The organism is Sphingomonas pruni NBRC 15498, from assembly GCF_001598455.1.
Classification (GTDB): domain Bacteria; phylum Pseudomonadota; class Alphaproteobacteria; order Sphingomonadales; family Sphingomonadaceae; genus Sphingomonas; species Sphingomonas pruni.
In genome coordinates, this window is the sequence record NZ_BCYZ01000101.1 from 1 (window position 1) to 13,014 (window position 13,014).

Genomic DNA, 13,014 nt, shown 5'->3' on the forward strand with positions numbered 1-13,014 from the left:
ACCCCTCCCTTGCAGGGAGGGGAGTTTGTAGTGACGCGGGAAATTTCCCACGCTAATGCCCGCCAACCTATGACCGACGACACCAGCGCCCCCGCGGATTATCGCGACACCGTCTTCCTGCCCAAGACCGACTTCCCGATGAAGGCCGGCCTAGCGCAGAAGGAGCCGGCGATTCTCGCGCGGTGGGAGAGCGAGGACCTGTACGGCAAGCTCCGGACCCAGCGTGCCGGGCGCAAGCGCTTCATCCTTCACGACGGTCCGCCCTACGCCAATGGCGACATCCATATGGGCCATGCGATGAACAAGGTGCTGAAGGACATCATCGTCCGCAGCCAGTCGCTGCTCGGCAAGGACGCGCCCTATGTGCCCGGCTGGGACTGCCACGGCCTGCCGATCGAATGGCAGGTCGAGAAGCAATATAAGGACAAGAAGCTCGACAAGGACCAGGTCCCGGTCGATCAGTTCCGCGCCGAATGCCGCGCTTATGCCGCCAAATGGGTCGAGGTGCAGCGCGAGCAGTTCAAGCGGCTGGGCGTGATGGGCGACTGGGACGATCCCTATCTCACCATGAAGTTCGACGCGGAGGCGGCGATCGTCGGCGAATTGCTCAAGTTCGCCGAAAGCGGCCAGCTCTATCGCGGCGCCAAGCCGGTGATGTGGTCGCCGGTCGAGAAGACCGCTTTGGCTGAGGCCGAGGTCGAATATGAGGACGTGGTCTCGACCCAGATCGACGTCGCGTTCGAGATAGTCGAGGCGCCAAACGCTCCGGAGCTGGTCGGCGCGCAGGCGGTGATCTGGACGACCACGCCGTGGACGATCCCGGTCAACCAGGCGTTGGCGTATGGGCCCGAGATTGATTACGTTTTGCTCGACACTAAGACCGGCAAATTTCTTGTAGCGACGATGCTTGTGCCCGAATTTGCGAAGCGCATCGGGCTTGGCCTCAATGTTGACGAGTACGATGCCGCAGCCTTGGCAGCTGACTCCGCGCTGGCGCAAGCCGACCCTGACCTTACTGATCTGACTTCTGCCGATTTTCCATGGGCGGCTTGGGCAGGAAAAGGCTCCGACTTAGCTGGAGCGGTTGCGCGTCACCCGAAGCACAAGCTCGGCGGGTTCTTCGCCAAGCCGCGTCCGTTCCTGCCCGGCGATTTCGTCACCACCGACGCCGGTACCGGTCTCGTCCACATGGCGCCCGATCATGGCGAGGACGACTTCCTGCTGTGCAAGGCGCATGGGATCGATCCGGTGTTCGCGGTCGACGGCGCGGGCTTCTATCGTCCCGACTGGCTGTGGCTGGGCGGACAGGGCAGCGTCATTAACAAGAAGTTCGTCGCCTCCGATGGCCCGATCTGCACCGATCTGCGCGAAGCGGGCGCGCTGCTCGCGGCGTCGGACGATTTCGCGCATAGCTATCCGCATAGCTGGCGGTCCAAGGCCAAGGTGATCTTCCGCGCCACCCCGCAATGGTTCATCCCGATGGACCAGTCGCAGAAAAGCGAGAATGCGGCCGCGGTCGCGATCGACTTGCCGGAGCCGGGCGATCTCGCCGGCTTCTCGCCATCGATCGGCCATGCCGTGGGCAACGGACCTACGCTCCGCGAGGTCGCCCTCGACGCGATCGAGCGCACGCGCTGGGTGCCCGAGCGCAGCCAGAACCGCATCCGCTCGATGGTCGAGGGGCGCCCCGATTGGGTGATCAGCCGCCAGCGTGCCTGGGGCGTGCCGATCGCGCTCTACCTAAACCGCGCGACCGGCGAGTATCTCCGCGACCCGGCGGTCAACGACCGCATCGTCAAGGCGTTCGAGGCGGGCGGTGCCGACGCCTGGTTCACCGCCGACCATCAGGCGCTGCTCGGCCCCGATCACAAGCTCGCGGATTTCGAGCCGCAGAACGACATTCTCGACGTGTGGTTCGATTCGGGCTCGACCCATGTCTTCACGATCGAGGCCCGGTACGGGGAGGGCGTGCGCGCCGACCTCTATCTCGAGGGGTCGGACCAGCATCGCGGCTGGTTCCAGTCGTCGCTGCTCGAAAGCTGCGGCACGCGCGGCCGCGCGCCGTACGATGCGGTGCTGACGCACGGCTTCGCGCTCGACGGCAATGGCCGCAAGATGTCGAAGAGCCTGGGCAATGTCGTCGACCCGCTCAAGATCATCTCGGAATCGGGCGCCGACATCCTGCGCATGTGGGTCGCGTCGGTCGATTATTTCGAGGACGTGCGGATCGGCAAGGAGGTGCTGGCGACGACCAGCGACGCCTATCGCAAGCTGCGCAATACGTTCCGCTATCTGCTAGGCGCGCTCGACGGCTTCACCGAGGAAGAGCGCGTCCAGCCCAAGGACATGCCGCAGCTCGAACTCTATGTGCTCGACCTGCTCGGCAAGCTCGATGTCGAGCTCAAGGCGGCGACCGACGCGTTCGAGTTCAATCGCTATCTGCGCCTGCTGACCGACTTCGCGCAGGACGACCTGTCGGCCTTCTTCTTCGATATCCGCAAGGACTCGCTCTATTGCGACGCGCCGTCCGACCTGAAGCGCCGCGCCTATCGCACCACGCTCGACGTGCTGTTCCATGCGTTGGTGCGCTACGCCGCGCCGATCCTGGTGTTCACCACCGAGGAGGCCTGGCAGGCGCGCTTCCCGGAGGCGGATTCGGTCCATCTGCTCGAATGGCCCGATCTGCCGGCGATCCCGGGTGACAAGGTCATCGCGACCGAATGGGACGATCTCCGCCGACTGCGGGCGCAAGTGACCGAGGCGATCGAGCCGTTCCGTCGCGACAAGGTGATCCGCTCGAGCCTGGAGGCTGAGGTGACTGTGCCCGAAATGCCGCTCTCCGCCGCCGACCTCGCCGAAGCGTTCATCGTTGCCAAGGTGAGCAAGGGACCGCTCGCGGTTACCCGGAGCGATTATCACAAATGCGGCCGCTGCTGGCGCCTGTTGCCCGAAGTGACGGCAGACGGTGCCTTGTGCGACCGCTGCACCGGAGTTCTCTCGTGACCTGGAAACTGCCCAGAATCGGGCTGATCAGTGCCGCGACCTTCTTCGTCCTCGATCAGCTCGTGAAATGGCTGGTGATCGGCCCGATCGGGCTGACATACGAAGGCGACGAGCGGATCGTGCTGCCGATCTTCACCCTGCGCAACGTCCACAATCACGGCGTGTCGCTGGGCTTTCTGCGCGCCGACAGCACGGCGTCGACCTGGTTGCTGGTCGGCATGACCGGCGCGATCGCGATTGCCGTGCTGGTGTGGATGTGGCGCGAGCGCAATCGCTACGACCAGTTCGCGCTGGGCATGATCGCCGGCGGTGCGCTCGGCAATATCCTCGATCGCGTGCGGCTGGGCTATGTCCAGGACTATGCCGATCTGCACTTCGGCGCATGGTCGCCGTTTTTGAACTTCAATCTTGCCGATGCTGCGATTACGGTGGGTGTGCTCATCCTGCTCGCGCGGGCATTATTGGTGCGCGACAAGCCGCGAGTGGATGGAGCGGACGTGGAGAAATCGAATGCGTAAGGTTGTGCCGATTGTTGCCGTGGCGGGCGTTGCTATGTTGCTCGCCGGATGCGGCCATCGCGGGTTCGACCGCACGCGTCCCGACGAATATGCGGTTGCGCGCGCGCAGCCTTTGGTCGTGCCGCCCGATTTCTCGCTTCAGCCGCCGCAGCCGGGCGTGACCCGTCCGCAGGACAACAACCCGTCGGCGCAGGCGCTCGACGCCTTGTTCGGCGGTCCCGCACCGCGCAGCCAGGCCGAGAACGGCACGCTCGACGCTGCTGGCGGTGATTCGGCCAGCCCGGGCATCCGCTCGGACGCCGGCGATCCCGACACCAAGATCGTCGACAAGGGCGGCACCACCCGCGACATCGTCGCCGCCCCCGAAGGCGACGGCCAGAGCGCGCGCACGACCGCGAACTGAGTTTTTCCAAAATCCTCCCCGAGCTTGCTCGGGGAGGGGGACCATCGCGTAGCGATGGTGGAGGGGCCGAAGCCGCGAGGACGGGGATTTGCCCCTCCATCCCCCGCTGACGCGGGCGGTCCCCCTCCCCCAGACAAGCTGGGGGGAGGATTTGAATCTACCCCACATCCGCTTCGACAACGACCGCGCGACCGGATAAAGGCGCGCCATGTCCTCTTTCTCCCCCAATCGCGAACGCCCGCGCGCCATCGCGGCATGGCTATGGTCCGTCGCTGCCCTGATCGTGGCAATGGTCGTGGTCGGCGGTGTTACGCGCCTGACCGAATCGGGCCTGTCGATCACCGAGTGGAAACCGCTGACCGGCATCATCCCGCCGCTGACCGACGCGCAATGGCAGGCCGAGTTCGCCAATTACCGCAAGATTCCCCAGTACGAGGCGATCCATGCCGGCATGACGCTGGCCGGGTTCAAGGGCATCTTCTTCTGGGAATATATCCACCGCCTGCTCGGTCGCGTGATCGGCATGGCGTTCGCGCTGCCGCTCCTGTGGTTCGCGATCCGGCGGCAGATTCCGCGCGGCTATGGGTGGCGGCTGGTCGCCTTGTTCGCGCTGGGCGGGCTGCAAGGCGCGCTCGGCTGGATCATGGTGCGGTCGGGGCTGTCGGTGCGGACCGAGGTGGCGCCTTTGCTGCTCGCCGCGCATCTGTTGACCGCCTTGTTCACGCTCTCCGGCATCGTCTGGACCGCGCTCGACCTGCAGGCGCAGGCGCGCGATCGGCGGGCGTTGCCGGCGCGGCTGACCGGCCTGGGTCTTGCCGCCGGCGTCATCCTGTTCGTGCAATTATTCTACGGCGCACTGATGGCGGGTCTGCGCGCCGGGCTGGTCAGCGACACCTGGCCGGGGATGACCGGAGCCTTCTCGACCTTCTTCCCCGGCGCCAGCCAGTCGGGCGAATCGCTCGGCCATATGCTGACCGACGATCCCGCGATCGTCCATTTCATCCATCGCTGGTGGGCCTGGGTCGTGGTCGCGGCTTTGGTCGTGCTGGCGCGCGCGGTTCGCAAGACGGACCGCCCCGCCTCGATCGCGATCCACAGCGCGTTCGGCATCCAGATCCTGCTCGGCATCGCCACGGTGATGACCCAGGTGAACATCGCGCTGGCCGCGTTCCACCAATTGGTCGGCGCGCTGCTGGTGATCAGCGTGGTGTGGGGAGCACATGCTATCGGCAGGAGGCGCGCATGACCGATATCGCCATCGTCCAGGCCAGCTTCGGCGATCCTGCGGAAGCCGCGCTCGTCGCGCGCAAGCTGCTCGAGGAGCGGCTGGCGGCGTGCACGTCGCTCATGCCCGTCACTTCGATCTACCGCTGGCAGGATGTGACCCAGGAAGCGGCTGAAACGGTGATGACCGCCAAGACGACGATCGAGCTCGCCAGCCAGGTGGCCGCGCGGATCGGCCAGTTGCACAGTTATGACCTCCCGGTGATCGAACGCTGGCCGGTCGCGGTCGATGAAGCGGTGGCAGCGTGGGTGAGGGATACGACCGGTTGAGGGAGTTGGGGAGGGGCGATCGTCCCTCCGGTATCATAATACCCGTCAGCAAAAGCCCGGTTTTGCTTGACTTTGATGGGGTAGGGCGGCATTTGCCCGCCACGGACGCGGCTCGGTGACGGGCCGCGCGTTTATTTTTAACGCCATAACCGGAAGGTCAACAGCCCATGAAGGCGCTGATGAAGACCACCAAGTCGGCCAAGCCGCACGAGGTGGAAAAGAAATGGCACATTGTCGATGCCACCGATCTGGTGGTCGGCCGCGCCGCGGTCGTGATCGCCAATGTGCTGCGCGGCAAGCACAAGACCAGCTTCACCCCGCATGTCGATTGCGGTGACAATGTCATCGTCATCAACGCCGACAAGATCAAGTTCACCGGCAACAAGCTGGCCGACAAGGTCTATTACAAGCACACCGGTTATGCCGGCGGCATCAAGGGAATCACCGCGGGCAAGGTGCTCGAGGGTCGCTTCCCGGAACGCGTGCTTGAAAAGGCCGTCGAGCGGATGATTCCGCGCGGTCCGCTGGGCCGCCAGCAGATGCGCAACCTGCGCATCTACAAGGGCAGCGAGCATCCGCACGAAGCCCAAAACCCCGAAGTCCTCGACATCGCCGGCATGAGCCGGAAGAACAAGGTGGGCGCATAATGGCTGACACCAACAACACCGACGGGCGCCAGTCGCTCTCCGATCTCGGCACCGTCCTGCAGCAGCAGGGTGAGGTTGCTCAGGCTTCTGCCGAGCAGCGCGCCGAAGATTATCTCGAAGGCAAGATCGACGAGCCGGTCCAGACCGCGCCGTTGCGTGCCCAGGAACTCGACAAGTTCGGCCGCGCTTATGCGACCGGCCGCCGCAAGGACGCCGTCGCACGCGTCTGGCTGAAGCCGGGCACGGGCAAGATCACGATCAACGGTCGTGACCAGGAAGTCTATTTCGCGCGTCCGACGCTGCGCCTGGTGATCAACCAGGTGTTCGGCGTTGCCGGCCGCGAAGGCCAGTATGACGTCGTCTGCACCGTAAAGGGTGGCGGTCTGTCGGGCCAGGCCGGTGCGGTCAAGCACGGCATCAGCCAGGCGCTGACCAAGTACGAGCCGATCCTGCGCACCCCGGTCAAGCGCGCGGGCTTCCTGACCCGCGACAGCCGCGCCGTCGAGCGCAAGAAGTACGGCCGCGCCAAGGCGCGTCGCAGCTTCCAGTTCTCGAAGCGCTAAGTTCGGGCGGCTTCGGATTGCACCAGCAATCCGAAGACTCGCCACGGCGGGCGGCAAGTCGGCGAAGCCGATCTTGTCCGACGGCGTGGCGGCCTACAGTTCAAGTAAGGGCGGTCCGGCAACGGGCCGCCTTTTTTGCTGGTCGGAACGCAAGTCCTGCGTCAGAGACATGCGGGTGAGTTCAGGGGGCGAGAGTGCATCTTCGGCGAATAGTGGTCGCGTTTTGCCTGGTGGTGTCGGCGTTGAGCGGCGTGACGAGTGCGGCTGCCCAGACCAAAGAAACCGCCGCGACGCCGGCGCGCGCTTCAGTCAAGTTCGTACCGCCCCTGGGCCGGACGCTCCGCTTTCAGGTGAGCGTGCAGAAGTACAAGGACGGCAAGCCCACGTCGCCGCGATCGATCGCCTGGGTCGAGGAGGTGCGCTACGAAAAGGCCGATCAGGGTTTCACGCTCTATTGGCGGATGGATCCTGCCAGTCTGCCGCCCGAACTAAAGATCCCGGCACTGGCACCTATGATCAAGCCCTATACCGGCGCGCCGCTCGCATTCGAGGTGGATAGTAGCGGAGAGGTCGTTCGCGCGAAGGATTGGCCGGCAATGCTTGCTGGGGTGAAGACGAGCCTGAACGGCGCGCGACCCATGTTGTTGGCGCAGCCGGGCGCAAATGCCGAAATCGTCGATAAGGTCATCGGGCTTGTCCTTGGCCGGTTCGCCAACCTGACGCCGGAACAGGCGCCGGACGTCATTCTGCAGAATATCACCCCGATCTTCTTCTGGTCGGAGTTTTCCATGGCCGTCGGCGAAACGCGCGAGGCGTCCATTCAATTGCCCAGCCCTTTGCTCAACGCGACGGTCGCGGGGCATGCCCGTATCTCGCTCGTGGCGCTCGATGCGCAATCAGCGACTTTGTCCGATCACGAGACGATCGACTCTGCTGAAATAGACCGGTTGCTCAAGGTGTTGATGACGCAAATGGGGAAGGCTAAGGTCGCGCCCGCCATCACAAGGGCCGATCTCGATATCGTGACCGACGTCAAGATCGTTGTCGATGTCGCGACCGGGTTGGTCTCGCGGTTCGAACTGGAGAGCCATGCCGGCGACGGCGGCCAGGTGGCCCAGCGGAAGTCGATAACGCTGATCCGCTGAGACCGCGATCTGGGCCGTCGGACGCTCAGGCATTTGGCGCCGAATTGGATCATAGGGGGCTGCATCACTCCCAAACCGGCATCAGCCATCCCGTATAGCGCACGATCATTCCGATCAGCGGGGCGCGAATGGCGACGAGAAAACGGAAACGGCCGGCATTGTCCTGCCACTCGCGCGCTTCGATGCGCGGGGCGAGAAAGCGGGGCAGCGGCAGGTGGAACGCGCTCCACCGGGTGATCACCATCGCCAGGCCCTGATCATCCGATGGCAGGGCAAAAGCGAAGCGCAGCGGACCGAACCGTTCGGTGATGCGGGCGCCGCGCTGGCTGAGCGTGCTGCGGAAGCGATGCTTGCCGAAATGTCGCGTCCAGGTCTCCACCCCGTCGCGCTCCGCGAAGGAGACGTGGAGCGGATAGGTTCCGGAGGGCGGGAAGCGGACCAGCCAGCCCGCGATGCGCGCGAGCGGATTGCTGCCACGCTCGACGGTGCCTTCGCCCGCCGCGCCGTCATCGCCATGAACGTCGTGCAGTGCGCGCACCGCCTGCGGCAGCCGCTCGAAGCGGCCGGCCATCACCCGCGCATAGAGCGGCGGCGACAGCGCGCGCTCGACCGTCTCGTGCCGGACCGCGAGCTTGGCGAACAAGAGTTCGAAATCCTCCGGCTCCAGCTCGTACCAGGCATGGCGCGCGCCGGGTGTGGCGTGCCCGGCGAGGATCCGCCCGGCGAGGATCTCCGCCGCAAGCGTCGGGATTTCGGGACCCTCGCCATTGGTCGCGACGATCGTCCACCGTCGCTCGATGCCGGCGTCGCCGCTCCGGCCCTTGAGCGTGATCGTCATGCCCGAACGGTCGCCTCCTAGCCTGGCGGAGGCGCGATAGAGCGCCATCAGCGCGCGTCTCCAGGACAGCAACGAACGCAGCCAGCCCCAGCGCACCGGCCAACTAAGCAACCATAGCGACGCCATCTGAAAATCGAGCTCGGTGCCTGCGCGGAAAGTCACCGCGGGGCGGCCGGGCAAGGCGTCGGGAACGATCGCGTGATCGGGCACGTCGGCAATGCCGACAAGGCGGCCGGCGAGGCCGGTGCCCGCAACCAGCATCGATTCGCGGCGCAGTTCCTGCCAGCCGTGCACGGTCTCCCAACGCTTGCCGCGCCACAAGCGTACCGGTTGGCCGATATAGCTCAGCATCGCGTCGGCAATCGACTTGCCGGCGCTCGCACGGTTCGAGGCGCTCAGAGCCATCGCGATGCTGTCGACCTGGCTGAGGTCGGCGGCGAGTCGTCGCACGATGGCGCCGGAAAGCGCAGGCACGCTCGATGCACCCGATATGATCGCGACGCGCGACGCGCGGGCCTGCTGGTCGAGCGCGCCGATCCCGCACACGAAATCACGCGCGTCGGCGAGGTCGAGATAGGGGATGCCCATCGCCACACAGGCCTGGGGGACGATATATCCGCTGCCCTGGAACGGTCCGGCGGCGTCGATCACGAGATCGGGGCGGTGGCGCGCCATGACCAGCCCGATCCCTTGATCGCGATCGGCGACAACCGGCTCGGCGCGATCGAGACCGGCGCAAAAGGCAGCTGCCTTGTCCGCACTGCGCCCGCCAACGAGTACCTCATGGCCCGCCGCAAGCAGCCGCCGCGTCAACCGTGCGCCGAACCCGCCATAACCGCCGATGACCAGGATGCGGCCCATCCTCATTCGATCGGGCGCGCGCCATATAGCGCGCGGAAGGCCAGCCCCGCCGCTGCACCGGACAGTGCGAGCATCGACAGCCCATTTAAGATGTTGACGATGGGGAAAAGCTCATCGCCCCAATTGATGAAGGGTGCGCGAATCAAAACGAATAGCGTCGCCGGGAGCGCGGCAGTGAGTGTCGACGTAATTGCCGAATTTCCCCAGCTCACCGATCCGCCGCCAATAATCCATTTGGCGAGCGGAGGGGCGGCAAGACCGCCAAGGAAGAGCGCGATCAGGACCGAAAAGAACACCATCCCCGCATAAGTGCTGATATCGACCCGGCTGGCGGCCCAGCAAACCAGCGTCGCGGCGACTATGCTGCCGGTAACCGCGGCGATTGCGCCAGAGGTAAGCAGGCCCATTCCCGACGCAGTGACGGGAGAGCGGCTCACAGCATCCGGTCCCGGAAGGCGGGATCGGGTAGCCAGCACGTGTCGCGGCGGCCGAACAGGCGATAGCGATTGCGCGCGATCCAGCGATAGACAGCGTCGCGTAGCACGCGCGGCACCAGGCGGAACGCTGTCGCTGCGCGCCATGGCCAGCCGAGTTCGGCCCATATCGTCAGTATCGCATCGCTGTCGCGCCGTGCGCGGTTGCCCTCGACCACGATTAGCGTGTCGGGATCGGCGGGATCGATCCCGAACCGGCGATAGAGCGCGCTGCCCGCTTCGCTCTGCATCGAGGCGAGCAGAAAGCGGCCCTGCCAGTCGTGGTCGAGCACGAATTGCGCGTTGGCCGAGCATAGCAGGCATTCGGCGTCGAACACGATGATCGGGCGAACCTCGCTCACGGCTCGATCGGATCGGCGAACAAGGCGACCTGATGGAGCAGTTCGCCGAACCACGGATGGACGAGGTCGAGCGCGAACACGAACCGTCCGCCGCCGATATCCTGATGCCGGATCACCAATTGTCCCGGCGCCAGCCAACGCGGCCATCGCAGCCGCAGACCGAACACACGCAGGAAATAATGATCGCCGACGAAGAGCAGGGCGCCCTCCACTATCGCGAGGCGGAGCGCGATGCCGATGCCATGACCGAGATATTCCTCGAGCCCGGTCGGCCCGGCGAAGCGCTTGGCGCTCTGGATGACTTGCGGGAAGCCCGCGGCGCGCCCGTAATTGCGGCTCCAATATTGGCCGCTGCCCGCGCGATCCTCGGTGATGCAGACAGTAGCGGGTACGCCGGTGTCGCGCCCAAGCGGTAACGGCGCGCCGATCAGCCGTGCGGCTTGGGCCAGCAACCATCCAGCCGGCGCCATCCGGCATTCGACCACTTCGCCGGCGTAGGTGATCGCGGCACCTGCCAGCACCTTGCGCTCGAACCGGTGCCGCACCGTGGCGGGAAGCTTTGCCCAATGCCCTGCCGGCAGGAGAGCGGTGAACTGGCTGGCGCCGAAGGACTGGGGTGCGGCGATGCTGCGCTGCCATCCGGCATATCGTGTTCCGGTCAGTTCGTTCGCCAGCGTGGCCATCATTCGTCTCCTGCGGTCAGGCGTTCTTGGCTTTCACCTTGGGCAGGAAAGCGAGGACGCGCTTGCCCATGCCGATCAGCATCATCAGCCGGCCGGGCGGCACCTCGATCATCTGCTGGTACCAATCGTCGATCGTCATCACGAAGTCGCGCATGTCGTCGATGCGCTGGCGCGCGACGCGGCCGATCCTGGGGTCGCGCGCCGCCGTGTCGGCACAGGTTCTGAGCGCGGCCACCGCAGGATCGATCTCGCGCTCCTTGCGGCCCTGCGCAATCCGGGTCAGCATCTGCCACAGATCGACTTCCGCCTCGTAATGATCGCGGCGGTCGCCCATCACCGGCACGCGGCGGATCAGCTTCCAGCCCATCAATTCCTTGAGCGAGTTGGAGGTATTGGAGCGCGCGATGCGGAGCATGTCGCTCATCTCCTCCGCATGGAGGGGCCGCTCGCTCAGATAGAGTAGGGCATGGATCTGCGCGACCGAGCGGTTGACGCCCCATTGCCCACCCATTTCTCCCCAATGCAGCACGAACTGGAGCACTGCGGGAGGCAGTTGGTTCGACTCATCGGTAATTTCTGTCATAACAGAAATGTATGACGGAAAGGACTTGGAGTCAATTTGTCGGGCCGCTATCCCGGTGTGGCATGGATTCACCCGACACCCTGGCGACGATCGTTGGCTTTCTTCGCGGAATCGGCATCCCGGTCGAACCTGCGACCTTGCCTGACGACGGCTTCCTACCGGCGATCGCGGTGCGTGACGGCGGGCTGCTCTACGACGCCGATCGGCTGCAATGGCCGGGCGACTTGCTTCACGAAGCCGGCCATATCGCGATGGCCGATCCGGCATCACGTCCGACGGTCAGCGACGTCGGCGACGATCCCGGCGACGAGATGGCGGCGATCGCCTGGTCTTATGCCGCGGCGCTGGCGATCGGGATCGAGCCGCAGATCGTGTTCCATGATCATGGGTATCGTGGTGAAGGCCGCAGCATCGCCGAGAATTTCGCACAGGGCCGCTATTTCGGCGTGCCGATGCTGCAATATTACGGGCTGGCACGCTTCTCGCACGATGAAGGCGAACACTATCCGGCGATGATCAAATGGCTACGTTGAACGGAGAGGCGGGATCACCGATCGTAGTCGCGCAGATCGCAACGATCGTCGCGTTCCTGGACAGTATCGGAATCCCGACCGCAGAGGAGACATTGGCCGAGGATACCGTGCTGCCGGCGATGACCGTGCGTGACGGGACGATCATCTACGATCCGGCGCGGCTCGAGCGGCCGGGCGACCTGCTGCACGAAGCGGGGCATATCGCGATGACCGATCCAGCGCTTCGCTCGACGGTCAGCGATTTTGGCGTTGCGCCGATGGCGCAGGGTGACGAGATGGGAGCAACCGCATGGTCCTGGGCGGCGGCGATCGCCGCCGGACTCGATCCGCGCATAGCCTTCCATCCCGACGCCTATCGCGGAGAGGGCGAATGGCTCCAGGAAACCTTCGCCGGAGGCAATTATATTGGCCTGCCAATGCTGCAATATTACGGGCTGGCGCGGCGGAGCGGCGAGGACGGCGAGCAATATCCCGGGATGATCAAATGGCTGCGGTAACCCGATCAATCGACAGCCGCATGGCGCTGCGGTAAAGCGGTCGGATGGCTGATTTACCTTCGACCCCGTTGCTCGACACCGTTTCGACGCCGGCCGATCTTCGCGGACTTGCGCCGGAGCAGTTGCGCCAGCTGGCGGACGAGTTGCGTGTGGAGACGATTTCTGCGGTCGGGACGACCGGCGGTCATCTCGGCTCTGGGCTGGGCGTGGTCGAGCTGACGACGGCGATCCATTATGTGTTCGACACGCCCGACGATCGGTTGATCTGGGACGTCGGGCATCAATGCTATCCGCACAAGATCCTGACCGGGCGGCGCGACCGCATCCGCACGCTGCGCCAAGGTGGCGGGC

Annotated in this window: 16 protein-coding genes; 11 read left to right on the plus strand and 5 right to left on the minus strand. The window is 65.1% G+C overall.

Annotated elements, in window-relative coordinates; all coding sequences use genetic code 11:
- The first annotated feature begins 69 nt into the window (after positions 1 to 69).
- The 8 genes from ileS (at position 70) to SPR01S_RS19515 (ending at position 7,833) form a co-directional block, all read left to right on the plus strand.
- A complete protein-coding gene (gene ileS, locus SPR01S_RS19480; RefSeq protein ID WP_066592916.1) occupies positions 70 to 3,003 on the plus strand; it encodes an isoleucine--tRNA ligase in 2,934 nt (977 codons plus the stop codon).
- Entirely contained in the window at positions 3,000 to 3,521 is a 522-nt protein-coding gene (lspA, locus tag SPR01S_RS19485) for a signal peptidase II (protein WP_066592927.1), read from the plus strand. The genes ileS and lspA overlap by 4 nt, the downstream gene beginning before the upstream one ends.
- Complete coding sequence (locus SPR01S_RS19490) at positions 3,514 to 3,924, plus strand: DUF3035 domain-containing protein (protein WP_066592936.1); 411 nt, start codon at positions 3,514 to 3,516, stop codon at positions 3,922 to 3,924. Before lspA ends, SPR01S_RS19490 begins: the two co-directional genes overlap by 8 nt.
- Before the next feature lie 208 nt (positions 3,925 to 4,132).
- Entirely contained in the window at positions 4,133 to 5,170 is a 1,038-nt protein-coding gene (locus SPR01S_RS19495) for a COX15/CtaA family protein (RefSeq protein WP_066592944.1), read from the plus strand.
- Complete coding sequence (gene cutA / locus SPR01S_RS19500) at positions 5,167 to 5,478, plus strand: divalent-cation tolerance protein CutA (protein WP_066592948.1); 312 nt, start codon at positions 5,167 to 5,169, stop codon at positions 5,476 to 5,478. Before SPR01S_RS19495 ends, cutA begins: the two co-directional genes overlap by 4 nt.
- Before the next feature lie 167 nt (positions 5,479 to 5,645).
- Positions 5,646 to 6,125: a 50S ribosomal protein L13 gene (rplM, locus tag SPR01S_RS19505; protein ID WP_066592951.1), complete on the plus strand. Its 480-nt coding sequence runs from the start codon at positions 5,646 to 5,648 to the stop codon at positions 6,123 to 6,125.
- The gene (rpsI, locus tag SPR01S_RS19510) at positions 6,125 to 6,688 is read left to right on the plus strand and encodes a 30S ribosomal protein S9 (RefSeq protein WP_084251306.1); all 564 of its coding nucleotides are present in this window, start codon (positions 6,125 to 6,127) and stop codon (positions 6,686 to 6,688) included. Before rplM ends, rpsI begins: the two co-directional genes overlap by 1 nt.
- Positions 6,689 to 6,882: 194 nt before the next feature.
- Entirely contained in the window at positions 6,883 to 7,833 is a 951-nt protein-coding gene (locus SPR01S_RS19515; RefSeq protein WP_157082365.1) for a hypothetical protein, read from the plus strand.
- 64 nt (positions 7,834 to 7,897) lie between these two features.
- Here the strand turns inward: SPR01S_RS19515 and SPR01S_RS19520 are convergent, their stop codons facing one another.
- From SPR01S_RS19520 to SPR01S_RS19540, 5 genes are read right to left on the minus strand one after another with little or no spacing between them, the layout of a single operon-like run.
- Positions 7,898 to 9,532: a saccharopine dehydrogenase family protein gene (locus SPR01S_RS19520; protein WP_066592955.1), complete on the minus strand. Its 1,635-nt coding sequence runs from the start codon at positions 9,530 to 9,532 to the stop codon at positions 7,898 to 7,900.
- Between the two features lie 2 nt (positions 9,533 to 9,534).
- Complete coding sequence (locus tag SPR01S_RS19525; RefSeq protein WP_157082366.1) at positions 9,535 to 9,969, minus strand: hypothetical protein; 435 nt, start codon at positions 9,967 to 9,969, stop codon at positions 9,535 to 9,537.
- Complete coding sequence (locus SPR01S_RS19530; RefSeq protein WP_066592960.1) at positions 9,966 to 10,367, minus strand: thiol-disulfide oxidoreductase DCC family protein; 402 nt, start codon at positions 10,365 to 10,367, stop codon at positions 9,966 to 9,968. The genes SPR01S_RS19525 and SPR01S_RS19530 overlap by 4 nt, the downstream gene beginning before the upstream one ends.
- Positions 10,364 to 11,050, minus strand: coding sequence for a DUF4166 domain-containing protein (locus SPR01S_RS19535; RefSeq protein WP_084251307.1), 687 nt, complete (start codon positions 11,048 to 11,050; stop codon positions 10,364 to 10,366). The genes SPR01S_RS19530 and SPR01S_RS19535 overlap by 4 nt, the downstream gene beginning before the upstream one ends.
- 16 nt (positions 11,051 to 11,066) lie before the next feature.
- Positions 11,067 to 11,633 carry a GbsR/MarR family transcriptional regulator gene (locus SPR01S_RS19540; RefSeq protein WP_066592962.1) on the minus strand — a complete coding sequence of 189 codons (567 nt, stop codon included), beginning with the start codon at positions 11,631 to 11,633 and terminating at the stop codon, positions 11,067 to 11,069.
- 62 nt (positions 11,634 to 11,695) lie between these two features.
- On the opposite strand from SPR01S_RS19540, the gene SPR01S_RS19545 reads away from it, so the two are divergent.
- From SPR01S_RS19545 to SPR01S_RS19555, 3 genes are all read left to right on the plus strand, one after another.
- On the plus strand, positions 11,696 to 12,166 hold the full coding sequence (locus SPR01S_RS19545) for a hypothetical protein (RefSeq protein WP_066592965.1): 471 nt from the start codon (positions 11,696 to 11,698) through the stop codon (positions 12,164 to 12,166).
- Positions 12,154 to 12,663, plus strand: coding sequence for a hypothetical protein (locus SPR01S_RS19550; RefSeq protein ID WP_066592975.1), 510 nt, complete (start codon positions 12,154 to 12,156; stop codon positions 12,661 to 12,663). Before SPR01S_RS19545 ends, SPR01S_RS19550 begins: the two co-directional genes overlap by 13 nt.
- A 44-nt stretch (positions 12,664 to 12,707) precedes the next feature.
- The coding region (locus SPR01S_RS19555) for a 1-deoxy-D-xylulose-5-phosphate synthase N-terminal domain-containing protein (RefSeq protein ID WP_281178806.1) at positions 12,708 to 13,014 on the plus strand (307 nt) is incomplete at its 3' end.